This is a genomic window from Testudinibacter sp. P80/BLE/0925, from assembly GCF_053570785.1.
The window spans coordinates 2331757-2356896 of sequence record NZ_CM131636.1 but is presented as its reverse complement, the minus strand read 5'-3'; the positions used below and the strand labels follow the sequence as shown (position 1 = coordinate 2356896).

25 protein-coding genes and 1 pseudogene are annotated in these 25140 nt (G+C 48.5%); 16 read left to right on the top strand and 10 right to left on the bottom strand.

The genetic code is table 11. The annotated features are described in order from the left end of the window. Positions 1-5 precede the first annotated feature (5 nt). From ACWA5Z_RS11395 to ACWA5Z_RS11380, 4 genes are all read left to right on the top strand, one after another. Positions 6-2807: a DNA translocase FtsK gene (locus ACWA5Z_RS11395; RefSeq protein WP_431052465.1), complete on the top strand. Its 2802-nt coding sequence runs from the start codon at positions 6-8 to the stop codon at positions 2805-2807. Positions 2808-2884: 77 nt separating this feature from the next. Continuing rightward, positions 2885-3514, top strand: coding sequence for an outer membrane lipoprotein chaperone LolA (lolA, locus tag ACWA5Z_RS11390; protein WP_431052463.1), 630 nt, complete (start codon positions 2885-2887; stop codon positions 3512-3514). 26 nt (positions 3515-3540) lie between these two features. Further along, entirely contained in the window at positions 3541-4887 is a 1347-nt protein-coding gene (locus ACWA5Z_RS11385) for a replication-associated recombination protein A (RefSeq protein WP_431054344.1), read from the top strand. Positions 4888-4908: 21 nt separating this feature from the next. Continuing rightward, positions 4909-6369 carry an NAD-dependent succinate-semialdehyde dehydrogenase gene (locus ACWA5Z_RS11380; RefSeq protein WP_431052461.1) on the top strand — a complete coding sequence of 487 codons (1461 nt, stop codon included), beginning with the start codon at positions 4909-4911 and terminating at the stop codon, positions 6367-6369. Between the two features lie 59 nt (positions 6370-6428). On the opposite strand, the gene mrcB is transcribed toward ACWA5Z_RS11380, so the two are convergent. The 3 genes from mrcB to argR all read right to left on the bottom strand — a co-directional run bounded on the left by mrcB (position 6429) and on the right by argR (position 10345). Further along, a complete protein-coding gene (gene mrcB, locus ACWA5Z_RS11375; protein WP_431052459.1) occupies positions 6429-8870 on the bottom strand; it encodes a penicillin-binding protein 1B in 2442 nt (813 codons plus the stop codon). Between the two features lie 77 nt (positions 8871-8947). Next, positions 8948-9847: a TIGR01777 family oxidoreductase gene (locus ACWA5Z_RS11370; protein WP_431054343.1), complete on the bottom strand. Its 900-nt coding sequence runs from the start codon at positions 9845-9847 to the stop codon at positions 8948-8950. 33 nt (positions 9848-9880) lie between these two features. Beyond that, a complete protein-coding gene (argR, locus tag ACWA5Z_RS11365) occupies positions 9881-10345 on the bottom strand; it encodes a transcriptional regulator ArgR (RefSeq protein ID WP_431054342.1) in 465 nt (154 codons plus the stop codon). Between the two features lie 224 nt (positions 10346-10569). On the opposite strand from argR, the gene mdh reads away from it, so the two are divergent. From mdh to ACWA5Z_RS11325, 8 genes are all read left to right on the top strand, one after another. Next, on the top strand, positions 10570-11505 hold the full coding sequence (mdh, locus tag ACWA5Z_RS11360; protein WP_431052457.1) for a malate dehydrogenase: 936 nt from the start codon (positions 10570-10572) through the stop codon (positions 11503-11505). Between the two features lie 164 nt (positions 11506-11669). After that, positions 11670-11993 (top strand): GFA family protein, encoded by a 324-nt coding sequence (locus ACWA5Z_RS11355; RefSeq protein ID WP_449343105.1) that lies wholly within the window; start codon positions 11670-11672, stop codon positions 11991-11993. Positions 11994-12199: 206 nt separating this feature from the next. Continuing rightward, on the top strand, positions 12200-12634 hold the full coding sequence (locus ACWA5Z_RS11350; protein WP_449343185.1) for a hypothetical protein: 435 nt from the start codon (positions 12200-12202) through the stop codon (positions 12632-12634). A gap of 290 nt (positions 12635-12924) precedes the next feature. After that, the gene (locus ACWA5Z_RS11345; RefSeq protein ID WP_431052451.1) at positions 12925-13254 is read left to right on the top strand and encodes a hypothetical protein; all 330 of its coding nucleotides are present in this window, start codon (positions 12925-12927) and stop codon (positions 13252-13254) included. 293 nt (positions 13255-13547) lie between these two features. After that, a complete protein-coding gene (locus ACWA5Z_RS11340) occupies positions 13548-14519 on the top strand; it encodes a DnaJ C-terminal domain-containing protein (RefSeq protein WP_431052449.1) in 972 nt (323 codons plus the stop codon). Positions 14520-14535: 16 nt separating this feature from the next. Beyond that, entirely contained in the window at positions 14536-14799 is a 264-nt protein-coding gene (locus tag ACWA5Z_RS11335; RefSeq protein WP_431052447.1) for a chaperone modulator CbpM, read from the top strand. A 79-nt stretch (positions 14800-14878) separates the two neighbouring features. Then, positions 14879-15391 (top strand): type II toxin-antitoxin system Phd/YefM family antitoxin, encoded by a 513-nt coding sequence (locus ACWA5Z_RS11330; protein ID WP_431052445.1) that lies wholly within the window; start codon positions 14879-14881, stop codon positions 15389-15391. Then, positions 15379-15684 carry a type II toxin-antitoxin system RelE/ParE family toxin gene (locus ACWA5Z_RS11325; RefSeq protein WP_431052443.1) on the top strand — a complete coding sequence of 102 codons (306 nt, stop codon included), beginning with the start codon at positions 15379-15381 and terminating at the stop codon, positions 15682-15684. The genes ACWA5Z_RS11330 and ACWA5Z_RS11325 overlap by 13 nt, the downstream gene beginning before the upstream one ends. A gap of 61 nt (positions 15685-15745) precedes the next feature. Here the strand turns inward: ACWA5Z_RS11325 and ACWA5Z_RS11320 are convergent, their stop codons facing one another. Beyond that, complete coding sequence (locus tag ACWA5Z_RS11320; RefSeq protein ID WP_431052441.1) at positions 15746-16654, bottom strand: lysine exporter LysO family protein; 909 nt, start codon at positions 16652-16654, stop codon at positions 15746-15748. 123 nt (positions 16655-16777) lie between these two features. On the opposite strand from ACWA5Z_RS11320, the gene ACWA5Z_RS11315 reads away from it, so the two are divergent. The 3 genes from ACWA5Z_RS11315 (at position 16778) to ACWA5Z_RS11305 (ending at position 19211) form a co-directional block, all read left to right on the top strand. Continuing rightward, the gene (locus ACWA5Z_RS11315) at positions 16778-18394 is read left to right on the top strand and encodes a DUF2813 domain-containing protein (protein WP_431052439.1); all 1617 of its coding nucleotides are present in this window, start codon (positions 16778-16780) and stop codon (positions 18392-18394) included. 129 nt (positions 18395-18523) lie between these two features. Continuing rightward, positions 18524-18682 (top strand): DUF1328 domain-containing protein, encoded by a 159-nt coding sequence (locus ACWA5Z_RS11310; RefSeq protein WP_431052437.1) that lies wholly within the window; start codon positions 18524-18526, stop codon positions 18680-18682. 280 nt (positions 18683-18962) lie between these two features. Next, entirely contained in the window at positions 18963-19211 is a 249-nt protein-coding gene (locus ACWA5Z_RS11305) for a LysR substrate-binding domain-containing protein (RefSeq protein WP_449343104.1), read from the top strand. 128 nt (positions 19212-19339) lie between these two features. Here the strand turns inward: ACWA5Z_RS11305 and ACWA5Z_RS11300 are convergent. Then, positions 19340-19531: pseudogene (locus tag ACWA5Z_RS11300) on the bottom strand (helix-turn-helix domain-containing protein); the annotation flags it as partial. Between the two features lie 232 nt (positions 19532-19763). Between ACWA5Z_RS11300 and ACWA5Z_RS11295 the strand changes: the two are divergent. Continuing rightward, complete coding sequence (locus ACWA5Z_RS11295; protein ID WP_431052435.1) at positions 19764-20492, top strand: hypothetical protein; 729 nt, start codon at positions 19764-19766, stop codon at positions 20490-20492. Between the two features lie 750 nt (positions 20493-21242). Here ACWA5Z_RS11295 and ACWA5Z_RS11290 read toward each other — a convergent pair. The 5 genes from ACWA5Z_RS11290 to ACWA5Z_RS11270 form a co-directional block, all read right to left on the bottom strand. After that, positions 21243-21959, bottom strand: a complete 717-nt coding sequence (locus ACWA5Z_RS11290) for an ATP-binding cassette domain-containing protein (protein WP_431052433.1) — start codon at positions 21957-21959, stop codon at positions 21243-21245. Continuing rightward, positions 21956-22834 carry a glycine betaine ABC transporter substrate-binding protein gene (locus tag ACWA5Z_RS11285; RefSeq protein WP_431052431.1) on the bottom strand — a complete coding sequence of 293 codons (879 nt, stop codon included), beginning with the start codon at positions 22832-22834 and terminating at the stop codon, positions 21956-21958. The genes ACWA5Z_RS11290 and ACWA5Z_RS11285 overlap by 4 nt, the downstream gene beginning before the upstream one ends. Continuing rightward, a complete protein-coding gene (locus ACWA5Z_RS11280; protein ID WP_431052429.1) occupies positions 22827-23456 on the bottom strand; it encodes an ABC transporter permease in 630 nt (209 codons plus the stop codon). Before ACWA5Z_RS11280 ends, ACWA5Z_RS11285 begins: the two co-directional genes overlap by 8 nt. Before the next feature lie 202 nt (positions 23457-23658). Continuing rightward, positions 23659-23880, bottom strand: coding sequence for a sulfurtransferase TusA family protein (locus ACWA5Z_RS11275; protein WP_431052427.1), 222 nt, complete (start codon positions 23878-23880; stop codon positions 23659-23661). A gap of 18 nt (positions 23881-23898) precedes the next feature. After that, the gene (locus ACWA5Z_RS11270; protein WP_431052425.1) at positions 23899-24939 is read right to left on the bottom strand and encodes a YeeE/YedE thiosulfate transporter family protein; all 1041 of its coding nucleotides are present in this window, start codon (positions 24937-24939) and stop codon (positions 23899-23901) included. Between the last annotated feature and the right edge of the window lie 201 nt (positions 24940-25140).

The window sequence follows — 25140 nt, the reverse complement described above, 5'->3', positions numbered from 1 at the left end:
ACACCATGATTCGAAATTTAAGACCGAAATACACGGCAAAACACTATATTACCGAAATGATTTTAGGCTCGATCGCCTTATTCGGGGTTTACCTGATTATCGCTTGGTCAAGCTACAGTCCGTATGACAACGCTTGGACCGTCGCCAGCCCGCAGCAAGGAGCCTTGAATAAAGCCGGCGCATTCGGCGCTTGGTGTATTGATATGCTGTTTGCCTTGTTCGGTTCGATTGCCAATTTTTTACCCTTTGTCTTGGTGATTTCATCGATCCTATTGTTGCGTAATAAATGGCGCGATCAATTCAGCAAAGGGCGGTTAGTGGTCAGATTGATCGGCTTCGTGCTGCTGCTGTGTGGCTTGACCGCACTTGCGGCCTTGCTGTTATCGAATAGCGATACTTATCTTGCCGGTGGCGTGTTGGGCGGTTGGTTGATCCAAAGCTTTTATCCGTCTTTCGGCGTGTTCGGCAGTTTTATGGCCGCCTTTTGTTTAACTGTGGTCGGTTTTATTCTCAGTTCGGGCATGTCGTTGGTGATGTTGCTGGTCAGCGCCTACCAATGGCTAACCGCAAAATATGAGGATGAAGAGCAAACGCAAGCCGAGGATGAATTAGAACCGACACCAATGAGCGCGGCGCCGGTTGAGCAGTTGGACGAAGTGATCTTACCGGAAAGCGTCTTGCGCGCCAGAGAGGCGGCGGCGAAAAGAGCGTTAGAAACCAAATTGGCTGAACGGCGTCAAGCGGATACAGCCGACAGGCAAAGTGCGGTAGCGCAACGGGTGATTATCGGGTTGCAACCGCAGCAACCATCGGCGCCGGCGGCAGCGGATCAGCAAGCGGAATTGCCATTAAGTGAAAATGACGATTTGCCGAATTTCGCACAATATCAGATTGAATCGACAGCGGAATTGCCAAAAGTATCGATTGCGAGCGCCAGCCCGGTGGGGCAAACGCTTGCGCCGTCAGAATTGTCCGTGCCGACCTTGGACGGCGTAGCGAAAGTCAGCTTGGCGACGGCGGCGAAGCAAACCGAAGTGCGGTTTGATGTTGATGATCTGTCGTCGGCAGAGGAGACAAACATCGATCTGAATGATGAATTGGCGCGCCAGTTTGCCGCACGGGAACAGCAACGTTTAGACGAAATGCAGCGGCAGGCAAAGGCATTAAATGCCGAAAAAGAGCTGCAAGTGATTTTAAACGGCGCACCGACGCCGGAAGTGGAAAGCACAAGTGCGGTCAAAACCACGCCGGATTATAAACCGTATGAAAACAGCTTGATTCACCCGCTGCTACAACCGAAAGTCAGCCATAAAGGCAAACCGAATACGCCGTTGCCAAGTCTGGATCTGCTCGAACAGCGCAAAGCGGAAGAGCAAGACATCAGCCGGGAAGAAATTGACGAAACCTCGGCACAGATCGAACACCAACTGCGCAATTTCAACGTCAAAGCCAAGGTGCAAAGTGTGCTGGTCGGACCGGTGGTCACCCGTTATGAGTTGGAATTGGAGCCGGGCACCAAAGCCTCGAAAGTCAGCGGTTTGGACACCGATTTGGCGCGTGCGTTGATGTTCCGTTCAATCCGCGTGGCGGAGGTGATTCCGGGCAAGCCGTATATCGGCATCGAAACCCCGAATCTGCGCCGCCAAACCGTCAGCCTGCGTGATGTGCTTGCCAGCAGCCAATTTAAGCAGAGCAACGCGATTTTGCCGCTTGCTTTGGGCAAAGACATCAGCGGCGAACCGATTGTAGTCGATTTGGCGAAAATGCCGCATTTGTTGGTGGCGGGTTCAACTGGTTCAGGGAAATCGGTCGGTGTTAACAGTATGATTTTAAGTCTGCTGTATAAACGCAAACCGGAAGAGGTGCGTTTTATCATGATCGATCCGAAAGTGGTCGAACTGTCGATTTACAACGACATCCCGCACTTGCTGACCGAAGTGGTCACCGATATGAAAAAAGCCGCCAATGCGTTGCGTTGGTGCGTGGATGAAATGGAACGCCGCTATCAATTGCTGTCGTCGCTGTATGTGCGCAATATCGAGGGCTTCAACGGCAAAATCGACGAAGCGGAAGCGATGAATTTACCGATTCCAAATCCGACCTGGCGTCCGGGCGACACCATGGATACCATGCCGCCGGCGCTGGAAAAATTGAGTTATATCGTAGTGATCGTCGATGAATTCGCCGATTTGTTGATGGTGGCAGGGAAGCAAGTGGAAGAGTTGATCGCACGCTTGGCGCAAAAAGCGCGCGCGGTGGGGATCCACTTGATTTTGGCGACCCAACGCCCGTCGGTGGACGTGATCACCGGCTTGATTAAAGCCAATATTCCAAGCCGGATTGCCTTTACCGTGGCGAGCAAAATCGACTCGCGCACCATTTTGGATCAAGGCGGCGCCGAGGCGTTATTAGGGCGCGGCGATATGCTGTATTCGGGGCAAGGCTCGTCCGAACTGATTCGGGTACACGGCGCGTTTATGAGCGATGAAGAGGTGTCGAAAGTCGCCGACGATTGGCGCGCGCGCGGTAAACCGCAATATTTGGACGACATCGTGGTGTCGCAAGAGGACGAAAACAGCGAAAGTGCGGTCGGTGCTGGTGATGATGATCTGGATGAACTGTTCGACGCAGTGACGGACTATGTGCTGAACAGCGGCAATACCTCGATATCCTCGATTCAACGTAATTTCAAACTGGGCTTTAACCGTGCGGCACGGATTGTTGATCAAATGGAAGCGCAAGGCATTGTTTCCGCGGCGAGCAACGGCAAACGTGAAATTTTAGCGCCGCGTAATCAATATGATTAAGACGCGCTTAAGAACCTATTGCTAAGCTGATTGTCTTATCTGTACGCAACTTGATTAAACGTATTAAAGGAAAGAGCATGAAATACCTGAACAAAACCGCACTTTTACGCCATACCGCACTTGCCGCGTTGCTGTTTTCAGCCGCCACCAATCTGTGGGCGGCGGCGGTTGACGAATTGCAACAACGCTTGGCGGAAGTGGGATCTTACAGTGCCGATTTTAACCAACGCGTCACCACCGCCAACGGTAAATTGGTACAAGAGGGGAATGGCAAATTCCAAGTGAAACGCCCGAATCTGTTCCGTTTGGACACTCAAAAACCGCAAGAAACCCAGATTGTCGCCGACGGCAAAACCTTATGGTATTACGATCCGTTCGTACAGCAAGTGACCGCACGCAAAACCGAAGATGCGATTGATAACACGCCGTTTATTTTGCTGACGACAAACGATCCGAAACAGTGGGCGCAATATACCGTCAGTCAAAAAGACGATACCTTTACCTTGAAGCCAAAAGCAAAAAACAGTGCGATCAAACAATTTGAAGTGCGGATCGACAAAAATGGGCTGCTACGCAATTTCAGCACCATTGAGCAAGACGGACAGGCGAATTTATATATGTTGCGCAATATGAATAACGTCACTCTGGATAGTAAATTATTCCAATTCAACGTGCCGAAAGGCGTGGAATTGGACGATCAGCGTTAACAAGTCAGGTCAATATGGCAAAAGGTGTGAATAATCTCTCGTTTGATTTTGCCGAAAGCGATTTTCGCCCGCTAGCGGCGCGCATGCGCCCGACTACGCTGGAGAATTACTTTGGGCAGTCGCATTTATTGGCGCCGGGCAAGCCGTTGCGTAAAGCGATTGACGCGGGGCATATTCATTCCATGATTTTGTGGGGCCCGCCCGGCACCGGCAAAACCACACTGGCGGAAATTCTGGCGCAGCGGATCAACGCCGAAGTGGAGCGGATTTCAGCAGTCACCGGCGGCGTGAAGGAGATTCGCGAAGCGATTGAACGCGCCCGCCAGAATAAACAGGCGGATCGGCGCACAATCCTGTTTGTCGATGAAGTCCACCGCTTTAATAAAAGCCAGCAAGATGCATTTCTGCCGCACATTGAGGACGGCACGATTATTTTTGTCGGTGCGACCACCGAAAATCCCTCGTTTGAACTGAACAGCGCGCTGTTGTCGCGTGCCAGAGTGTATCTGCTCAAAGCCCTCAGCCAAGCCGAAATCCAACAAGTGTTGCAACACGCCTTAACGGACAGCAAGTGCGGTCTGGGCGGCGAACGAGTTCAATTGGAAGAGAATTTACTGGCAATATTGGCGGAATATGTCAATGGCGACGCACGTCTCGCTTTGAACTGCCTTGAATTAATGGTCGATATGGCAGAGGAAGTTGATGGTGTGAAACAGCTTACGCAAGCGTTGTTGGTCGAAGTGCTGGGCGAACGCCAAGCCCGTTTTGATAAACAAGGGGATCGTTATTACGACCTAATTTCGGCGGTACATAAATCGATTCGCGGTTCCGCCCCTGACGCGGCGTTGTATTGGTATGCCCGGATTATTACTGCCGGCGGCGATCCGCTGTATGTGGCGCGGCGTTTGTTGGCAATTGCCTCGGAAGATATCGGCAACGCCGATCCGCGCGCAATGCAAGTGGCGCTTAGTGCGTGGGATTGCTTCACCCGTGTCGGGGCTGCCGAAGGCGAACGGGCGATTGCGCAAGCGATTGTCTATCTCGCCGTTGCGCCGAAAAGCAATGCGGTTTATCAAGCGTTCAACACCGCCAAACAACAAGCCACTCAATTCCCTGATTACGATGTGCCGGTGCACTTGCGTAACGCCCCGACCAAACTGATGAAATCCCTCGGCTATGGCGAGGAATACCGCTACGCCCACCACGAAGAAAACGCCTACGCCGCAGGGGAAAACTACTTCCCGCCTGAGCTGAAAGACAGCCGTTACTATTTCCCGAGCGAACGCGGCATGGAAGCTAAAATAAAGCAAAAATTGGATTGGTTGGCGCAACTCGATCAACAAAGCGCTAAAGTGCGGTATCAAGATCAATAGACCCTCAGAAAGGAGCAAGCCATGTTTCGATTAGACGACCCTCAATTACTCAAAACTGAATGCTACATCGACGGCAAGTGGCGCCAAGCCTTAAATGGCGAAACCGTTGCGGTGCTGAACCCGGCAACCGGCGATATAATTGCCGAAATCCCGCAAATGGCGGAGCAGGAAGCGTTGGACGCGGTAGCGGCGGCGCAAAAAGCGCTTAAAGCTTGGCAGCAAAAAACCGCCAAAGAACGCAGCCGTTTGCTCCGCAACTGGTTTGATTTGATCGTGCGGCATAAAAAAGATTTGGCGACCATTCTCACGCTGGAGCAAGGCAAACCGTTGGCGGAAGCGGAGGGCGAAGTGCTGTATGGCGCTTCTTACATCGAATGGTATGCAGAAGAAGCCAAACGGATTTACGGCGACACCATTCCGGCGCCGAGTGCAGATAAACGTATTATCGTCACCAAGCAAGCGATCGGGGTTTGCGCCGCGATCACGCCGTGGAATTTCCCGAATGCGATGATCACGCGCAAAGCCGCCCCGGCACTGGCGGCAGGCTGTACTTTTGTGATTCGTCCTGCTTCGCAAACGCCGTTATCTGCGTTGGCATTGGCGGAATTGGCGGAACGGGCGGGAATTCCAGCCGGGGTATTCAATGTGATTACCGGCAGTGCGACCCGAATCGGCAACGTGTTGACCGAAGACGATCGAGTGAAAAAATTCAGTTTTACCGGCTCTACCCAAGTAGGACGCTTGCTAATGCGGCAATGCGCCTCAACCATTAAAAAAGTCTCGTTGGAATTAGGCGGCAATGCGCCGTTTATTGTGTTTGACGACGCCGATTTAGACGCCGCCGTGGAAGGGGCGATTGCGTGCAAATTCCGTAATGCGGGGCAGACTTGTGTCTGTGCCAACCGAATTTATGTGCAAAGTGCGGTTTATGATGAATTTATCGCCCGCTTCCGACAGGCGGCTTCGCAACTGAAAATCGGCAATGGTTTGCAAGCCGGCGTCACCTTCGGACCTCTTATCGATCAAAGTGCGGTCGCCAAAGTGGAAGAGCATATTGCCGACGCGCTGAGTCACGGGGCTGAAATCGTGTGCGGCGGTATGCCTGCCGAACAAGGCGGATTGTTCTATCAACCGACGATTATGCGCAATGTCAGCGCCGAGATGAAAGTGGCAACGGAGGAAACCTTTGGGCCGCTGGCGCCGATTTTTAAATTTGAAACGGAAGACGAGGCGGTCGCAGCTGCCAATGCCACGGAGTTCGGTTTGGCGTCCTATTTTTATAGCCGCGACATCGGGCGGATTATGCGGGTTTCTGAAAAGCTGGAATACGGCATGGTCGGGGTCAACAGCGGCATTTTATCCAATGAAGCCGCCCCGTTCGGCGGGGTGAAACAATCCGGTTTAGGGCGCGAAGGCTCGAAATACGGCATTGAAGATTATCTGGAAATCAAATATATCTTATTGGGCGGCTTGGATAAATAAGTGAATGCCTGGCGATCAGCGCGGTAATCTTGTTACCGCACTTTATGTCATCGGCTGAGTTAACGGCTCGGTTGCGCGTCCTCCACCGGTGCCGGAGCGTTGTCTTGATTCAGCTCTAGCGCGTCCCAAATACTCGGTTGTTTTTCAACCGCACTTGGCGTCGTATTTTGCAGCGAGGTTGCCGCAGCCGGCGCTGTACCGCTCGGAACCGCCGTCGCGGCAGAAGCGCAAAAACTCTGGTTTTTATTTACCCACACCGGAATGGTGCGTCCGCTACCGCAATTCCAACTGCCGTTGTTGTTAATACCGATCCATTGCAAATTATCCAAGCGGGTTAAATTCAATTTAACCGGCGGAACACGTTCTAGATAATCACGATACACTGCCAACGCACCGCTTGCGCCGGTCAAACCGGTTTTACCGTTGTTGTCGCGCCCCAGCCACACCGTCGCCACATTTTCACCGTCAATCCCGACAAACCACGTATCGCGCGCCTCGTTGGTGGTGCCGGTTTTGCCGGCAAGTTGATAGCGGGCGAAATTCTGCTGCAAACTGCGCCCGGTGCCGCGCTCCACCGCTTGCTGCATGGCGTACAAGGTTTGAATCGCCGCTTCTTCCGGCACCACCTGTTCAGGCGTAAATGCGCGTTGGTAAATCGCTTCGCCGTTGCGCTGAAACACGCTTTCAATCGACGACAAGGCGACTTTTTTCCCGTCATTGGCAATCACTTGGTAGAGCTTGGTTACGTCATAGGGCGAAATCGAATAGGCTCCCAACAACATTGCCGGCACTTTCGGAATTTTGATCTGATCCCAGCCCATCGCTTTTTGGGTCTCGATCACCTTATCCAAGCCGACTTTCATGCCGATATTGACGGTCGGGATATTGAGCGAGCGCGCCAGTGCGTCGATTAACATCACCGAACCGCTGAATTTATTGTCATAGTTGCGTGGTTGCCAGTCGGCACTGCCTTTGATTTTAATCGTCAACGGGCGGTTTTCAACCGGGGTATTTAAACGGAAACGCTCCGGATCGCTCAATGCCGCCAAGTAAATCGAGGGTTTGACCAAAGAGCCGATTTGGCGCTGTGAACGCAAGGCGCGGTTGAAACCGGCAAATTTGGTTTGCACGCCGCCGACCATCGCCAATACCGCACCGGTGCGGTAATCCGCCACTATCATTGCCGCTTCCAAATCGCCGATTTTTTGTTTTAATTTCAATTGTTGTACCGCACCAACCAGCGCTTGTTCTGCGGCTTGTTGTTTGTTGATGTCGAGGGTGGTGAAAATGCGCGCGCCGGACAGATTATTGGCTTTGGTTTCGCCTAATTGCCGCTGTAAATCTTGCTGTAACAATTGCATAAACGCCGGTTGCGATTTGTTAATCGAACCGCGTGCCTGCACCCCAAGCGGGCGGGCGCTGAGCAAATCATACAATTTTTGATCGATCATCGCGTGTTCCAGCATGGTTTTCAGCACCACATTGCGCCGTTGCAGGGCGTTATTCGGGTTGCGCCACGGATTATACAGCGACGGGCCTTTGACCATGCCGACCAACAGCGCGATTTGATCAAGGCTGATTTCCTGCACCGGACGCCCGAAAAAGAATTGGCTGGCAAGGGCAAAACCGTGAATCTGGGTGTCGCCGTCTTGCGCCAGATAAACCTCATTCAAATAAGTTTCCAAAATCCGGTTTTTATCGTAACGTGCGTCCATCAGCACCGCCATTAGCGCCTCGTTGATTTTACGCGTCAGGCTGCGTTCGTTGCTTAAAAACAGGTTTTTCACCAATTGTTGGGTCAGGGTGCTGCCGCCTTGCACCGTTTGCCCGGCTTGAATATTGGTGATCAAGGCGCGGGTGATCCCCAATAAGCTGACGCCGTCATGTTGATAAAAACGGCGATCTTCGATTAACATCAGGGTGTCGAGTAGCAACCGCGGATATTGGTGCAGCGGGGTGGCGAGGCGATCTTCATTGTTGGATTGCAACATCGCGATCAATTTCGGATCAAAACGGAATTCATCGACGGTGCGGCGGTTGACCAAATCTTCGATCACATTCAGCCGGTTTTGTACAAAGCGCAAACGCAGCACCCGCTGCGGCTCGGCATTGTCGGGAAACGGAAACGCGCGGCGGATCATGACGATGGTGTCGTTTTCAATTTTGAAGTCGCCGGGCGTGCCGAGCAGGTTGGTTTGACGGTAGCCGTTTTCCAGCAACAAATTTCGGAGCGTGGCTAAGGTCGGCTGATCCGCTTGCCGCACGCTTTCAATCCGCCCGTAGACCTCCGCCGGCAGCTGCCACAATTTGCCGTCCATTTTCGAGCGGATTTGCCCGTCCAGATAGATCAAATAAAACACCACGCAGCAAAGTGCGGTAAAACCGACTTTCAGCCCGAACGTCAGGCAGTTGTGACGGTTAAAACGGCTTTTCGGCGCCGATTTCGCTTCGTTTTTTTTAGCGGCGGTTGAATTTGGCTTTGTCTTTTTTGCGGCGGTCATGCGTTTCGCTTTCTTATTTGTAAATGAGCGCAAATTGTACCATAGCCACGATAAGAAACCGCAACAATAATCCGCATTTAATTCTTGTTTTTAATACAGTCGCGCAAGGCGTCATCAATATGTTCAAAGCGGAATTCAAATCCGGATTTGAGCAAACGGCAAGGCAGAATGTTTTGGCTGTCGAGCAGCAGTTGCGCCCGTTCGCCGAAAACCAGTCTGAGGATAAACGCCGGTACGAAAGCAAAGTGCGGTCGGCGCAAAATGCCGGCTAAAGTGCGGTTAAACTCGCGGTTGCGCACCGGATTCGGGCTGCACAGGTTAAATGCGCCCTGGCAAGTCGGGTGGTTGAGCAGGAATTCAATTGCCGCCACCATATCTTGGCGATGAATCCAAGCCCAATATTGTTTGCCGGAACCGAGTTTGCCGCCCAAACCGCACTGATACAGCGGCAGCATTCTTGCCAACGCGCCGCCTTGGCTTGACAGCACATTGGCAGTGCGCAGCAGGCAAGTCCGGCTGTTGGCCCGCAGCGCCGCTTGTTCCCATTGCTCGCAGAGTTGCGCCGGAAATTGATCGCCTTTCGGATTGTCTTCGCTGACCGCACTTTCGCCGTTATCGCCGTAATAACCGACGGCAGAGCCGGAAATAAAGCTATGCGGCGGTGTTTTACCGGCGTTGATTAATTCGGCTAAACGTTCGGTTATGTCAACACGGCTGTCCACCAACTGATTTTTCTGCGCCTCACTCCAAGCATTGTCGAAAATCGGTTCGCCGGCAAGGTTGATCACCGCGTCATATTGATCAAAGGTGGAATAGCTGTTTAAGGTCGGCACGAATTCCAGATCGAGATCGGGGAATTTGGCGCGTGCCTGTGCGGGATTGCGACTTAATAACGTCAGTTCATGACCTTGCGCATGCAAAGTGCGGGTGAGCGGTTGCCCGACCAGCCCCGTACCACCGGTAATAAAGATTTTCATCATAGCCTCCGTTGCGCCTGTTTTGAGCGGATATTACAGCGATGTTTCGAACAGATGTTGAATATTAGACATCAACTGCGTCATTTCGGTTCCGCGGGTCGGGGTGACAAACACCGTATCATCGCCGGCAATCGTGCCGAGAATGCCGTCGTTTTTGCCGAGCGAATCCAACAAACGCGCGATCAGTTGCGCCCCGCCCGGGCTGGTACGAATCACAACCACCGCCGCATTGTAATCAATATCCAACACCAGATTTTTCAGCGGACTGCTGGTGTTCGGCAAACTGAGTTCCGGCGGCAGGCAATAGACCGTCTGCATTTTGGAATTGCGGATCCGCACCGCGCCGAATTTCGCCAACATGCGCGAAATTTTGGATTGATTGACTTGGTTAAAGCCCAGTTGTTGCAATGCCGTCACGATTTCACTTTGCGAGGCATATTTTTCTTCCGCCAGCAAGCTGCGGAAAGCATTGGTTAAAGAATCGTTTTTGGTTGCCATATTCATGAATATGTGTCTCTATGCAAAAAATATGCATAGATAGTGCATATTATTCAACGAAAAAGCAATCATATTTTGCTAAATTTGCGATATGCAATCACTATTTTTTAAAAATATGCTCAAGCTCTCAATATTGAACTTATCCGTTTGAATTAGCCGATTAAACCTTTTACACTAATAAAAGATAAATCATTTAATTTATTACATTAACAAGGAGTTTATGCATGAAAGTAGCAGTTTTAGGGGCAGCAGGCGGGATCGGTCAGGCTTTGGCGTTATTACTGAAATTACAATGTCCGGCAGGCACGGAACTTTCCCTATATGACATTGCGCCGGTAACGCCGGGCGTGGCGAAAGACATCAGCCACATTCCGACCGCAGTCAAAGCCGAAGGCTTTGCCGGGGAAGATCCGACCCCTGCCTTGGTCGGCGCCGATTTGGTGTTGATTTCCGCCGGTGTCGCCAGAAAACCGGGCATGGATCGTTCCGATTTGTTTAATATCAACGCCGGCATTATCCGCAATCTGATCGAAAAAGTGGCGGCAACCTGTCCGAAAGCCTGTATCGGCATTATCACCAATCCGGTTAATACCACCGTGGCGATTGCGGCGGAAGTGCTGAAAAAAGCCGGGGTGTACGACAAAAACAAATTGTTCGGCGTGACTACGTTAGACGTGATCCGCTCCGAAACCTTTGTGTCCGAATTGAAAGGCATTGCCTTGGATAAAGTGAAAGTGCCGGTGATCGGCGGACACTCCGGCGTCACTATTCTGCCGTTGTTGTCGCAAGTGGAAGGGGCGAGCTTCAGCGATGAAGAAATCGCCGGCTTGACCAAACGCATTCAAAACGCCGGTACCGAAGTGGTGGAAGCCAAAGCCGGCGGCGGATCGGCAACCTTATCCATGGCGCAAGCTGCGGCGCGCTTCGGCGTTTCGGTGTTAAAAGGCTTGAGCGGGGAAAGTGCGGTTGAATACAGTTACGTAGAAGGCGACGGCAAATATGCGCGCTTCTTCGCCGAACCGGTACGTTTGGGCAAAAACGGCGTGGAAGAAATTCTGCCGATTGGCAGCTTGAGCGCGTTTGAACAACAAGCAATCCAAGATATGTTGCCGACCTTGAAAGCGGATATCGAATTAGGCGAAAAATTCGTAAATAACTGAGTTTGATTCGCTATGCCGTTAAGAGAAGCCGCTACAGTTGTTAGCGGCTTTTTGCCATGTGATTTGTAAGACGAAGCGGAGGATTTATGCAGGGAGAATGTCTGTGTGGTGCGGTTAAATGACAAATTGAAACCAATCATCATGTAGTGGCTTGTCATTGTGCAATGTGCCGGCAATGGGCGGGCGGTGCTTTTTTCGGGCTGGAGATCGATGAAAAGCCACGTATTAGTGGATTTGAAAATATTATGCACTACCGTTCTTCTGAGTGGGCGGAGCGGGCATTTTGCCAAAAGTGCGGTACACATCTGTATTATCATTTATTAGATTCATCAATGTATGAAATTTCGGCTGGTTTATTTCAGCATGAAGAAAATCTTAAATTAAGCTTGCAAATTTTTACGGATAAGAAAGCAGAGTATTGTGATTTAGCCACTAAAACGCAGATGTTGACAGCACAGCAAGTATTGGAAAAATTTGGGAGTAATTAATACCTCGCCGTTGAAATTCGGCGAAGCCCGTCAGGCACATAACGGATCAACCACTGCTGTAAATTTCGTATTTTATTATTTCCAGAAATGAAATTGTTTTGCGGCGTTAATGGGTTTTTCGCCGAATTGTAAAATTTTACTTTTCTGAACCGGCTATTTATAGTATAGATCTATCTTGCATACACCATTAAAAAGAGGATAATTTTATGCAAAATCTTCACAAATCTTCACAAATCTTCACAAATCTTCCTAGAAGCCTATGCCTAATCGGGCTCGCGGTGGTGCTTGGTGGTTGTTCCGCTTCTGCCGGTAACTGCTTTGATCAAGCCTTCTTGCAAAAAAATCTGATCAAAGGGAAAACCACGCCGGCACAAGTTGAACGGTTATGCGGTTCGCCGAAAAGGGCTTCACAAGGTTCCAACGGCCCTAGCACCTACGTTTATTCACATTCTAACCGACCGGGCAATAATCCGCTTTTTGGGCGTGTCGTCGACGCTATTCCGGGATTACAGCAGGTCGTCTCAGCCAGTGATGTTTATGACGGTGCGGCTGCAGCCACCGGCGCCAGTCGCAAAAACCTAATGGTGATCTTCCATAAAGGAACCGTTTCTTCCTACACCCTGTCCAGTGATTCAAACTAAATCATTTTACAGACAAATCATATCTGTTATTCGCCGCCTCTTGTGTCACCTCGCAGGGCGGCTATTTTTATAGCGGATTCTTTCACCGTTTAGCAGCGATTTTTCGAAGTTTTTCGATGAATTGTAAAATTTTACTTTTCTGAATCGGCTATTTATAGTATAGATCTATCTTGCATACACCATTAAAAAGAGGATAATTTTATGCAAAATCTTCACAAATCTTCACAAATCTTCCTAAGGCTCTATACCTAATTGGGCTCTCAGTGGTGCTCGGTGGATGTTCCGGCTCGATGGGAGGGGGTAATTGTTTTGACGACACTTTCCTAAAACAAAATCTCATCGCAGGCAAAACCACCAAAGCCGAGGTGGAAAAATTATGTGGTTCTCCAACTTCCAGCCGTAGCGGTGCTTCTCCACTTTACCAATATGATAGCACGAAAATGGGGCTTCAAGGAATGCTGGGAACATTTGGCTCCACGATTAGTTCAGCTATACCGGGAGTGGGTGGTTCACTCGAAGCTGCTGAAAAAGCAACAGATATAACCTCGTCGCGAAAAAATTTGACCGTTTATTTTTATAATGCCAATGGCACAGTGTCCGGTTATAGTTTAAACAAATAAAACGGTTAGCTAATTGATATAAAATCACACTATTACATATCTTGTTTAAAGCCATTATTGCTAAAAAAGACCATTTTTAAAGCCATCGCTACCGAGATTAATCCGAGCGGTGGCTTTTAATTTTCCAATAAAAGAGAGTGGATAAACTAGCAAAAATCTGTGCCTTGGATTCGTGGCGAATACGACAATAATTTTATGAGAAGAATTCATCAATCCGATTTCAGCATTGCAACGCGAAAAAAAGGGAGTATTCTAAACATACGTGATCAAGGAAAAACGCAACGAGAGGAAATATGGCAAATACGAAAAATTATTATGAAGTGCTAGGAGTTAGCAAAGACGCCAGCCTGAACGAGATCAAAAAAGCCTATCGCAAATTGGTGCGCAAATATCACCCGGATATCAGCACCGAAACCGATGCCGATAAAAAAACCAGCGAAATTAACGTCGCCTATGAAACCCTGAAAGACGAAACCAAACGGGCGGAATATGATGCGATGTTGGCGAATCCGTTTGCCGGGCAACAGGCGGGCGGCGGTTTTCATCGTCAGGATTTTGATCCGCAACGCCACGGTTATCAGTATTACGGGTTTGACGGCAGCCATTTCGGCGACGGACAACCGTTCGGCAGCGGCGATTTTCGTTTTGATGATATTTTTTCCGCGTTCGGCAGCGCCGGGCAAGGGCGGCGCCAAACCTCTCATTCCGGTCCGATAGCCGGCGAAGATCAACATGCGGAATTGAGCATTGATATTGCCGCCGCTTATCACGGCAGCGAACGCAGTTTGAGCTTGGACATGCCGACCCTGACGGCAGACGGGCAAATGACCTATGCGCGCAAAACGCTGCACGTCAAAATCCCGAAAGGCATTATGGAAGGACAACAGATTCGCTTGCGCGAACAAGGGCTGCCGGGCTTTAACGGCGGCGGCAACGGCAATCTGTATTTAAAAATCGGCTTCCACCAATCGGCGGAACTGTATGTCGAGAACCGCAAAGATGTTTACCAACGGATTGATATTATGCCGTGGACGGCGGCGCTCGGCGGTAAATTGGATGTCGAAACCATTGCCGGTAAATTCAGTGTCAATATTCCTGCCAACAGCCGCAACGGACAAAGTTTACGTTTGAAAGGCAAAGGGATTCCGGCGAAAGAGGCGGGCGATTTGTATCTGTTGCTGAATATCGCCTTGCCGCACAGCGACAGTGACGCCGATAAAGCCGCTTGGCAGCAGTTAGCCGATCATTATGCAAATAATCAGTAAGTAAGGGATAGAGGGAATGATGAATCTAGAACAAGATATTCAGCTAACGTTTGAGGAAATCGTGTGCGCCTGCGACGGCAACGCCGAGTGGGTGGTAAGCGTGATCGAGGAAGAGATCATCTCGATTGACGGCAATCCGCAATCCGCCAGTTTCAGCGGGTTTCAGCTTGCCCGCCTGCGCCGCGCGCACCGAATCAGCCGCGATTTTGAAGCCAGCGTACCGGCAACGGCGTTAATCCTGCAATTGTTGGACGAATTGGAAAGTCTGCGCAAAGGTTAAAAAATAACCCGCCGATCATGTTGTTCGCAAACATAAGCTGCAACCTGTTCGGCGTACCCTTCTGTCCGGCAACCGCACTTTGCTCTTTAATCCGGAAGTTTCGCTAGAATTTTGCAGCAATATCGGTTTTAGCGATATTGTTGCCAAACGCTTTGATGTCGGGATCCGCCTGGGCGATGATGTGGCGAAAGATATGATTGCGGTGCGGGTGGCGCCGGATTTGCAAATGTGCGTGGTTGCCAGCCCGACCTATTTGGCAAAGTGCGGTTTGTCGCTTCCATTTACGATTAAAAGTGATACAATAGTATCACTCTTTTTGTTTAGGAGCATAATGATGAAAGTTGAATTAGTGACTAGCTTAAAGCGGCAAGCCACGCGGATTTTAGCCGATCTTCACCACTCCAAAGAGCCGGTGCTAATTACTGAACACGGCAAGCCGTCGGCTTATTTAATTGATGTTGATGATTACCAGTTTATACAAAACCGCTTGGCGATTTTGGAAGGAATTGCACGTGGCGAACGGGCAATTATTGAACATGAGATCATTAATCATGCCGCAGCCAAGGATAAACTGTCGAAATGGCTGAAATAATTTGGACAAATCCAGCGTTAACGGATCTGAATGACATCGCCGAATATATCGCATTAGAAAATATGCCAGCGGCGCAACAACTGGTACAGAATGTCATGCAAAAAGTTGAGCGCTTGGCGTTGTTTCCAGACTCTGGTCGGGTTCCGCCTGAATTGATCGGATTAAATTATCGCGAAATTATCGTGCCGCCGTGCCGGATTTTTTATAAACGATCACAACAAACAGTTTATGTTCTGTTTGTGATGCGGCAAGAGCGGGATCTGCGCAAGTTTATGTTGGCGCATAGTCAGTAGAACCATCGTCGATAGGGTAAAAGGCACAAAGTGCGGTTCGGTGCAACCGCACTTTGCGATCTTAAAACGGTAAATTGATAAAAAACACTAACAAAATCGGCACCAGAATATTGATGATAAAGCCGTAGCTGATTGCCAATGGTACAACTTGCATGCCGCCGGAGCGTTGGATCACCGGCAGGGTGCAGTCAAGTGCGGTTGCGCCGGTGATACCGACGGCGGTAGAGCGGTGTTGCTGCATAAAAAACGGTACTAAAAACAGACTGAGAATTTCGCGCGCCAGATCGTTGAAAAAGGCGATACTGCCGAACACCGGCCCCCATGCGTCATTGATCATCACACTGGAAAGGGAATACCACCCAATCCCGGAAGCAACGGCTAAACCCTGCGATATCGGCAGGTTTAAAATAAATGCGGCAAGCGCGCCGCCTGCCAAGGCGCTGACGGTGACGATAACCGCGGTGTAAATGCCGCGTTTGTTGAACAGCACTTCGCGCAGCGCAATGCCGTTATTGCGCAATTGAATCCCGATCAGAAAAATCAAGGCGATCAGGACATAAGTGCTGCTATCAAGCGGAATCGCCAGATGTCCTTTGCTGAGAAAACCGATAATAAAACCAAGCAATACCATCGAGGACATGAATAACGAATCCAACATTAGGCGCAAACGTGACGGCATTTCTTCGTTGTGATGTTGCAGCGGGCGCGGGGATATTTTGTCGTAAATTGCCAAGGATAAAATATTCAACCCCATAATCGCCGCAATAAAAGTGAGGGCGGAAACGGCGATCACCGGCAGTGTTGCCGCCAGATCGTCCATTTGTCCGAGCGACAGCCCCATAATCAATAAAATCAGATATAACAACATCATAACTGCTTTATTGATCCGATTCAGCCACGCACGGTTGTTGGTTTTGATTAGATATCCGAAAAACATCGGCGCTAAAACAATTAATAATCCACCAATCATAATTACCTCATTGAAATCGAACTGCGATTATAACGAAAAACATGACATTAAACATATTAATAGCGGGCTTTTTTTAGTAAGCTGTTGTCAGCCGAGTGAGGCAAACTAAAAAACGGGGTCAATATGTATTTAAAACAAGTTGATGTGATTGGTTTTAGAGGTTTGAATCGTTTATCGTTGCAACTGCGCTCCAATATGGTGCTAATCGGGGAAAACTCGTGGGGGAAATCCAGCCTGTTGGATGTACTCAGTTTGATTCTCAATCCGGAAAAACGCCTCTATCAATTTAAACCGAATGACTTCCACCTTGCGTTGGAAGAGTATCAGGAACTCTCGCCGGACAATCCCATTCCCAAACGTAATCACCGCTGCATGGTGTTGTTTACCTTCAGCGAAAGCTTTCACGGCGAACAAGGGCGGCAGGAATGCCAATTTTACCGTCCGCTGTTTTCTGCCCACGAAGACGGCTATGCGCGGATTTATATGCGGGTCAGTGGCGAGCTGATCGACGGCAAAGTCAGCACCGAATACTCCTTTCTCGATGAACAAGGCAACCAGATTGAACTGCGCAATGCGCGCAAATTGGTTGCCCTGATTATCTCCCGCCACCCGGTTTTCCGTTTTCGCGACGCCCGTTTGCAGCGGCACTATCATACGATCCGCCCGTTTTGCGTGAAAGGGGAATGTGAGGGCGAGAGGGATATTTTGCAGGCGGAAATCCACGCCGTTGCGTTGTTGCTGCGATATTATTTTTTAGATAACCAAGATCGTTTGTTGTGGCAGCGGCAAATGCACGACACCACCAAAATGTGGGGGCAAGTCAAGTCATTATGCCAGCGTCTATTGGAAGACGAAAACGGCGGGTTAAAAAAGCGGATTTTGTATTACCTTTCTTCGATGTTTGAACGCGGCAAGGGGATTAAATTCAGCAAACAAACCCGTCCGATTATCCTGTTTGAAGACTTGGAAACCCGTTTACATCCGCGCATGGTGGCGATCGGTTGGGAATTGGCAAGCCATTTGCCGCTACAAAGGGTCACTACCAGCAATTCGGTCGAATTGTTGGCATATGTACGCTTGGAACATATCTGCCGCTTGGTCCGCTATGAGACGCAAACCAAAGCTTATCAATTGGCACGGCGCGATCTGGGCAAAGAAGATATGCGCCGCCTCAGTTTTCATGTGCATTACAACCGCAGTTTGGCGTTGTTTTCGCGGATTTGGGTGATGGTGGAAGGGGAAACCGAGGTCTGGATTTTGACCGAGTTGGCGCATTTGCTGAATATCAATCTGGAAATGGAAGGCATTCGGATTATTGAATTTGCGCAAAGCGGCTTGCGCCCATTGATCAAATATTGCAAAAAAATGGGGATCGAATGGTTTGTGTTGACCGACGGCGATGCGGCAGGTTGGAAATATTCCGACACGGTGAAAAGCCTGATTGAAGATAACGAATCGGTGTACAGCCGCTTATTAACCTTGCCGAAGAAAGATATCGAGCATTTCTTTTATAGCGAGGGCTTTGAAAATGTCTTTTATCGCTTGGCAAACCATGTGCCGCAGCGCAATAAGGTGGTGAGTAAAATTATCCAACGCGCGATCCAGCGTGCCTCTAAGCCCGATTTGGCAATCGCCTTGTCGGATGAAATGGCAAAGCGCGGCGCCAATTCGATTCCGTCGTTATTCAAACAGATGTTTTATAAAATTATGCAGTTGTCAAAAAATCAGGAGCGGGTTTGAGCGGTAAAAGATTTGCATTGGGTCAAATTTTTATGTTATACCTATAGACATGACACAAGTTATTCGTTTTATTCACTTTTATTTTGATTGTGTCATATCCGACCCAAAAACCTTAAAGGGAGAAGTAGTATGTTACATTATTCCGTTATCTTTTTTGTGATCGCATTAATTGCCGCAGCACTTGGATTTGGTGGTATTGCAGGAAGTGCGGTCGGCATTGCCAAAGTGTTGTTCTTTGCTTTTTTAATCCTATCGGTGCTTTCATTTCTATTCGGACGCCGGCGTTAGCGCGGCTCATTCTGTGCACTAATCCATAGCAAAACGGCAATCGCCCGATAACGATTGCCGTTTGTTTATTTGCGGATACAGCAGTGTAACTTATGATCTGACATTTAGGTCAGCAACGACTGCTTTTGCGCTATCAATGCGGCCTTGTTGTGCCGATTCCAAGGCACTGTCCAAATTGTCAATCAACTGATCCAGTTTCGTAGTGGTGTAGTTGACATCCGATTCCAAACGGTAGTTAGGTACGTTACGGATCTCCGCTCCGACCGGAATTGCCGATAGCGTGTTTGTCGGGGCATTGGAACGGCTGTTGAAACAGAATCCGGAAATGAATATTGACTTGCAGTTTTCCGATTCGATTGTGGATTTATTGGAAAATAAAATTGATATTGCGATTCGCGGCGGTTTAGGGGCATTGCAAAATCCGAATCTAATTGCGCGCCATTTGCTGGATATTCAACGGATTACCTGTGCCAGCCCGCGTTATCTGGAGGAATCCGGATTGCCGACAAAACCCCGCATGATCTGTTAAAACACCGTTGGATAGCTTCTCAAAATCCGGCGGCACATCGCCAGTATTTATACTTACAGCAAAGCAGGGCAGAACGACATTGTCCTCACGCCGCAGGTCAATGTGATTTGCGATAATATGCTGATCAGACCGGCTTCGGTCAGCTCGATTTTACGCGTGGTGCGGTTAAATAAGGGTAAGCCGATGTGTTGTTCCGGCAATTTCAGCAAATGGCTGACCGAGGGCGAAGCGATTTGCAGTTTGCGCGCCGCCGCGGCAATGCTGCCTTTGGTCACAATTGCATGAAAAACCGTCAGATAACCGTAAATTGAACCGTTGATTTGCGTGGGCATACATTCCCCTTATTTTGAGATTAACGATAAGATTACCGTAAAAAGGAAAGGGTGGTAGATTTTTACCTTTTAACCGCACTTTACTGTTTTTCACGGGTTCAATTCAAAGTGCGTCATTAGTCAATGTCGAGTGCGGCAAACACGTATTTGAATATTGTTTGACCAGTTAATTATGCTAGTATGTGTTTCAGCGTATTGATCCGGAAAGGAGGGTAGCGTGATGAAGAAATATTTAAAACAGGTGCTGTTACTGTCTGCGGCTTTATCGGTGGGCGGTTGTACGAGCGCGATGTGGGGCAGCGGCACGGCGGTAGGTACGCAAGATATTTACCACCGTTTGGGCGAAGACAAGGTTCATGCTTTCGGTCATGTCCGTACCGACAGCGGGCAATTGCAACAAGGCAGCCTGGTCATGATGGGCGAGCGCTACTGGTATGTGGTGGAGCCGCACGCATCAGAAAGATTGCTGCCCGCTTTGAATGCAAAGCTGCAACACCGCTATCAGATTTTTTCTGTCGAGGGCAGAGAGCGGCTGACTGAACTGCCGGTGACAATTGAAGATACCGTTGGAAAATTCAATAGCCGCTTTTGTCTCAGATATCCTCTTGAAACAAGCCAAAACAGCAAACAGGCTGCACAAGAAAATAAAGTTTTGCTGGCATTGCGCTTTCGTCAGATAAGCCAAGAATCGTCATTGACGACATATGAGCGTTGCTTTTGGCAAAATGGACAATTGTATGATAAACCGTTGCAAGTGAAGCAAAATTATCGGTTTGAACAGTATGTGCCGGTGAAATTGCAGACAGTCGAGCATAAAACGGTGGTTAAAAGTGGGCCGAATCTGTTGAGAAATATTGTGTTGACGCCATTCACGCTGGTGGGGGATGTCGTTGTCACGGTGATTGCCGTACCGGCTTTCATGATTGCCGACCCGAAATTCGGGTTTTGACCCATCCCTCATAACGCCCTGATGTGTCGATTTTGCGGTTGCTAATGCGAAAGCAAAGTGCGGTTTTAGACGCCGTAAATTCCAGTTTATGCGCTATCACCGCGATACTGCTTTTGGTCACAATCACCTGAGAAACTGTAAGCCGCCTTTATTGCGTAACAAATTCGGTGTAATGGCGATAAATTGTTTGTCTTGCAACATATCTGCCGATTACTTCAGGTAATCTTCAAAGCGCGGGGTTTCCGATGTTTGTTCGACCTTTTTGCCGCCCGATGTTGTCGGTCTGTTCAATTTTTCCCGACTGAATGCCCAGTTCAAACAGATTGAAAATCGGCATAGCAGCGACATTTAGGCTTATAATGGACTAGAAAGTGCGGTTAACATGGCTATTTTTTCAGTATACTTTTCATCGATTATACCATTTCCTGTTCCCATGCCCCGCGTGTATCCACATTAGCGGCAAGTGCCAATTTTTCAAGGGTGGCGATTTCGTCAGCGCTCAAAACCAATTTGGCAATAATCCAAAATACCGGCCTCTTCGGGGGCGCGATACAGCAAGCGGTAATGATTTTGTACCGCACTTTGCTTGCGAAAATTAATGCAATTTCAACGACGGTTTTAAGAAACGGTTAATCCGCCCGACCAGAATGTTTTAGTACAGCCGTGCAGCGCACGTTGGTGCATTCGATACAGGGAAATGCAGGCGATCCGTGCCAACCGTCGGTGGGTTGCAGTGTTTTTTAGCGGAGGCTATGTCGTTTTCATCAGTAACCGTACAAACGGTGTCGCAGGCGTATTTTTCACTTGTTGCGGCGTGGCGAATTGTTCAACCTGTCCTTGGTGTAACACTAATACTTTTGTGCCTAAATTGAGCGCTTCTTCAATATCATGGGTTACAAACACGATCGTCGTGCCGAGGGTTTGCCACAGTTGTTTAATCTCTTGTTGCAGCAGCTTTCGGGTGACGGGATCTAAGGCACTGAACGGCTCGTCCATTAAGATGATGTCCGGTTTCGCTGCCAAAGCGCGGGCGATGCCGACACGCTGTTTTTGCCCGCCGGAGAGTTGGTGCGGATAACGGTCTTTTAACTCATTATCAAGATTGACTAACGGCAGCAATTCCGCCACACGTGTGGCGATGGCTACTTTGGGGCGTTTTTGCAAACTCAGTACATAGCCGATATTTTCAGCGACGGTCAAATGCGGAAATAAACCGTTTTCCTGCACCACATAACCGATTTTGCGCCGCAATTGCACCAGATCAGCCGTTGCCAGATTTTCACCGTAAAGCGTAACCGTGCCGCTATCCGGTTGAACTAAACCGTTCAGCATTTTTAACAACGTGGTTTTACCGCTGCCGGATTGTCCGATAATCGTGATGAAATCACCTTGCGCAATTTGCAAACTTAATGGGCAAAGTGCGGTGCGGTCGGCAAAGGTTTTACTCACATTGCTCAGTCGGATCATTTTAATAGCCCTTTGGCTTGTAAAAAGGCTTTTGCCACCGCTTTTTCATCTTTATGTTCGATTTCGACTTCGGCATTCAGCTTTGCCATGTCGGCGTTGGAAATTTGATTATCCAGTTTCGCTAAAATGGTGGCGAGCTGCGGATGGCGGCTTAATGTTTCTGTTCGGATCACGGTGCCGGCATAATAATTCGGATAAAAATGTTTATCATCTTCCAGCACGGCTAAGGCACTGTCGGCTAACTGTCCGTCGGTGGTAAACACATTGATGACATCCACTTTACCGCTCTGCGCCGCTTGATATTTTAACCCGATATCTAAGTCGTGGGTTTGTTTAAAGTTGATGGCATACGTATTTTGTAAACCTTGATAACCGTCTTCCCGTTCGAAGAAATCATATTCCGCGCCGAATGTCAGTTGATCGCTGAGTTTAGCTAAATCGGAAAAGGTGCGGATCTGCCGTTTATCGGCTAAATCGGCACGCACGGCAATACCGAAAGTATTATTAAAACCGTAGTTGCCGAACCAAGTTAAACCTAGCTTTTTATACTCTGCTTTGAGTTCCGCCAGTAATTTTTCATCATCGGCTAGCGGTTGTTTTTTCAATACGTACAACCAGGCGGTGCCGGTATATTCAGGGTATAAATCAAACTCGCCTTTTAACAGCGCCGGATGAATGTTCGCCGTGCCGCCGCCGATCCCTTTTTTGATCTCCACTTTCAGTTCGCTGTCTTGCTCGATTAATAATGCCAGCATTTCCGCAATGATAAATTGTTCCACCATCGGTTTGGTGGCGATTTTGATCGTGGTTTGTTCCGGCTTGCAGGCGGCAAGTGCCAAAAGTGCGGTACACAGTAATAACATTTTTTTAAGCATTTGCTTTCTCCCATTGAGATTTTTTCGCTAACCAAGCACACAAGCTGTCCGCCGAAAATGCCAGTAACATAATTAATAGGCTGCCGCCGACGGAAAGTGCGCTATTGTTGGTGGTGATCCCGCGATAAATCGCCACGCCCAAGCCGCCTGCGCCGATAAAGGAAGCCACGCCGGCTAAAGAAATAATCATCACCACCATGGTGCGAAAGGCGGTTAAAATCGACGGCAACGCCAGCGGTAATTTGATTTTATATAACAGCTGCCAACGGCTACTGCCCATCGCGTCCGCCGCTTCGATAATCGCCGGATTGATTTGGCGAATGCCGGTATTGGTCGCGCCGATCATCGGCAGCAAGCCGTAAAGGGTTAAGGCGATTATCGCGGTCAGGTTGCCGATCCCGCTAAACGGTAGTAACAAACCGAACATCGAAATTGACGGAATGGTATAGATAATATTATTGCTGTGCAGAACAAACGGCGCCAGTTTCGGCTTTTCCGTAATCCATAGCCCCAATACGATTCCAATCAGTGCAGAACCGAATATCGCCACCGCGGAAATCGCCAAATGTTCAAGGGTAAGCTGGCAAAAAAACTCGCGCCGTTCCCATAAAATTGTGAGCATTATGCTGTCCTGTGCTTTATTCACTTTTTAGCTGAAAATTAGTCAATACTATAACGGAAAATGCGAATAGATGTTGAGTTTTAATCTGTTTTTTCGCGTGAGAAGCATAGGAATGAGATTATAAAAATAAAAAATCTACGCCTTAATGTATGGATTCTATCGGGTTGCAGCGTAGATTGTATTAGATGTAAAGCGCATTCGGTTATTTGACAACCGTGATTGTCCATGAAGCATTGCCGATTTGCTCGAAGTTAGTCACCTCATAACCTTCTTCGGCAGCCCAACTTGGAATCGCTTCGGTTGCTTGTGTGCAGTCAAAATCAATGATTAGACCGTCGCCTTTGTTTAATTTAAGCATGGCTTCTTTTGCTTCAACTAATGGAAAAGGGCAGACTAATCCGTTGGTTTCAAGTTTGATATTCATAACGATTTTCCTTATAAATTAAATTGCGCCCGCCAATTGTTGTTGCTGCGGACGAATGATCGTGAAGTAGGCGGCAAACCAAGTGCCAAGAATCATCAAGGGTAACGAAAGCCAGCCTTGCCAAGAAAAGAATGCGGTTTCAACTAAACCATTACCGATTGAGCAGCCGCCGGCCAATGTTGCGCCGATTCCCATTAGCGTTCCGCCAAAAGCACTGCGTAATAAAGTGGTGCTATCCGGAACACGAAAACGGAATTCGTTACTGGCTTTGGCGGCAATAAATGATCCGATTAAAATACCGAGGACGAGAAAAACACCCCAGTTAATATATTTACTGTCGCCGGTAATCAAAAACTGGATAATATTCGATGACGGTCCGGTGATACCCAAGCCGAAGTGCCGCCCGGTTGCCACACTCAACGGCCAAGCCATTAAGGCGATTAAGCCGACTAAGGTTGCCGTGATAAAGGGATGCCAGCGTTTTTCAAAAAGAATATGGGCTAATCCGGTTTTCTTTGCTTTTAAAACGGCTAATTTTGCTTTGGGTTTATTTAAATGCTTAAACGCTAAAAACAACGTGACCGTACTTAATAATACGACAAGCCACCAAGCTGAAATACCTAAGGTTTCATAAATGGTTTTCTGTTCAATAGAATGACTTCTTAACGCATTATTAAAATCAGCCAAAGGTCCGGTGCGCATCATTGCGCTAAATAACATATAGGTAAATAACGCAACCCAACTCCCGATTAAGCCTTCGCCGGCGCGATACCAAGTGCCGGTTGCGCAGCCGCCGGCGTAAATAATGCCGATACCAAAGACAAATGCCCCGATTAATACCGCACTAAGCGCAAGATTTTCAGCCGGAATTTCTAACACGCCAAAATCGCGTAAAATAAATAAACCGACAGATTGCACGCTAATCGCAATCAGTAAAGCGATAAACATTTTATTACTTTTGGTGACGTACATATCACGGAATGCGCCGGTAATACAAAAACGTCCGCGTTGCATGACAAAACCTAATAATAATCCACAAAATAAACCAGTAATCAGCATATAACCTCCTAAAAAATGGAATTTCATTATGTGGAAAAATATTCAGGAGAGAAAATAACTTTTTTAGCGTATTTATAACGGTTTGTTATGAGGTTGTTTATATAGTAAAAAACCCGACTGTAGCCGGGTTTTATAAGACGGGATTTTAAAATGGTTGTTTCTATACTATTAGGATATGTAAATTATAAAATTATTTCAAAT

What these genes read in the sequence shown, in the direction of transcription:
- mdh (WP_431052457.1), top strand. Translation starts at nt 10,570, where the DNA reads ATGAAAGTAGCAGTTTTAGGGGCAGCAGGCGGGATCGGTCAGGCTTTG.
- ACWA5Z_RS11275 (WP_431052427.1), bottom strand. Translation starts at nt 23,880, where the DNA reads ATGAATATCAAACTTGAAACCAACGGATTAGTCTGCCCTTTTCCATTA.
- ACWA5Z_RS11290 (WP_431052433.1), bottom strand. Translation starts at nt 21,959, where the DNA reads ATGATCCGACTGAGCAATGTGAGTAAAACCTTTGCCGACCGCACCGCA.
- ACWA5Z_RS11340 (WP_431052449.1), top strand. Translation starts at nt 13,548, where the DNA reads ATGGCAAATACGAAAAATTATTATGAAGTGCTAGGAGTTAGCAAAGAC.
- ACWA5Z_RS11325 (WP_431052443.1), top strand. Translation starts at nt 15,379, where the DNA reads ATGGCTGAAATAATTTGGACAAATCCAGCGTTAACGGATCTGAATGAC.
- ACWA5Z_RS11395 (WP_431052465.1), top strand. Translation starts at nt 6, where the DNA reads ATGATTCGAAATTTAAGACCGAAATACACGGCAAAACACTATATTACC.
- ACWA5Z_RS11370 (WP_431054343.1), bottom strand. Translation starts at nt 9,847, where the DNA reads ATGAAAATCTTTATTACCGGTGGTACGGGGCTGGTCGGGCAACCGCTC.
- ACWA5Z_RS11295 (WP_431052435.1), top strand. Translation starts at nt 19,764, where the DNA reads ATGAAGAAATATTTAAAACAGGTGCTGTTACTGTCTGCGGCTTTATCG.
- ACWA5Z_RS11270 (WP_431052425.1), bottom strand. Translation starts at nt 24,939, where the DNA reads ATGCTGATTACTGGTTTATTTTGTGGATTATTATTAGGTTTTGTCATG.
- ACWA5Z_RS11285 (WP_431052431.1), bottom strand. Translation starts at nt 22,834, where the DNA reads ATGCTTAAAAAAATGTTATTACTGTGTACCGCACTTTTGGCACTTGCC.
- ACWA5Z_RS11380 (WP_431052461.1), top strand. Translation starts at nt 4,909, where the DNA reads ATGTTTCGATTAGACGACCCTCAATTACTCAAAACTGAATGCTACATC.
- ACWA5Z_RS11355 (WP_449343105.1), top strand. Translation starts at nt 11,670, where the DNA reads ATGTGCCGGCAATGGGCGGGCGGTGCTTTTTTCGGGCTGGAGATCGAT.
- ACWA5Z_RS11350 (WP_449343185.1), top strand. Translation starts at nt 12,200, where the DNA reads ATGCAAAATCTTCACAAATCTTCACAAATCTTCACAAATCTTCCTAGA.
- ACWA5Z_RS11280 (WP_431052429.1), bottom strand. Translation starts at nt 23,456, where the DNA reads ATGCTCACAATTTTATGGGAACGGCGCGAGTTTTTTTGCCAGCTTACC.
- ACWA5Z_RS11315 (WP_431052439.1), top strand. Translation starts at nt 16,778, where the DNA reads ATGTATTTAAAACAAGTTGATGTGATTGGTTTTAGAGGTTTGAATCGT.
- mrcB (WP_431052459.1), bottom strand. Translation starts at nt 8,870, where the DNA reads ATGACCGCCGCAAAAAAGACAAAGCCAAATTCAACCGCCGCTAAAAAA.
- argR (WP_431054342.1), bottom strand. Translation starts at nt 10,345, where the DNA reads ATGGCAACCAAAAACGATTCTTTAACCAATGCTTTCCGCAGCTTGCTG.
- ACWA5Z_RS11345 (WP_431052451.1), top strand. Translation starts at nt 12,925, where the DNA reads ATGGGAGGGGGTAATTGTTTTGACGACACTTTCCTAAAACAAAATCTC.
- lolA (WP_431052463.1), top strand. Translation starts at nt 2,885, where the DNA reads ATGAAATACCTGAACAAAACCGCACTTTTACGCCATACCGCACTTGCC.
- ACWA5Z_RS11320 (WP_431052441.1), bottom strand. Translation starts at nt 16,654, where the DNA reads ATGATTGGTGGATTATTAATTGTTTTAGCGCCGATGTTTTTCGGATAT.
- ACWA5Z_RS11335 (WP_431052447.1), top strand. Translation starts at nt 14,536, where the DNA reads ATGATGAATCTAGAACAAGATATTCAGCTAACGTTTGAGGAAATCGTG.
- ACWA5Z_RS11310 (WP_431052437.1), top strand. Translation starts at nt 18,524, where the DNA reads ATGTTACATTATTCCGTTATCTTTTTTGTGATCGCATTAATTGCCGCA.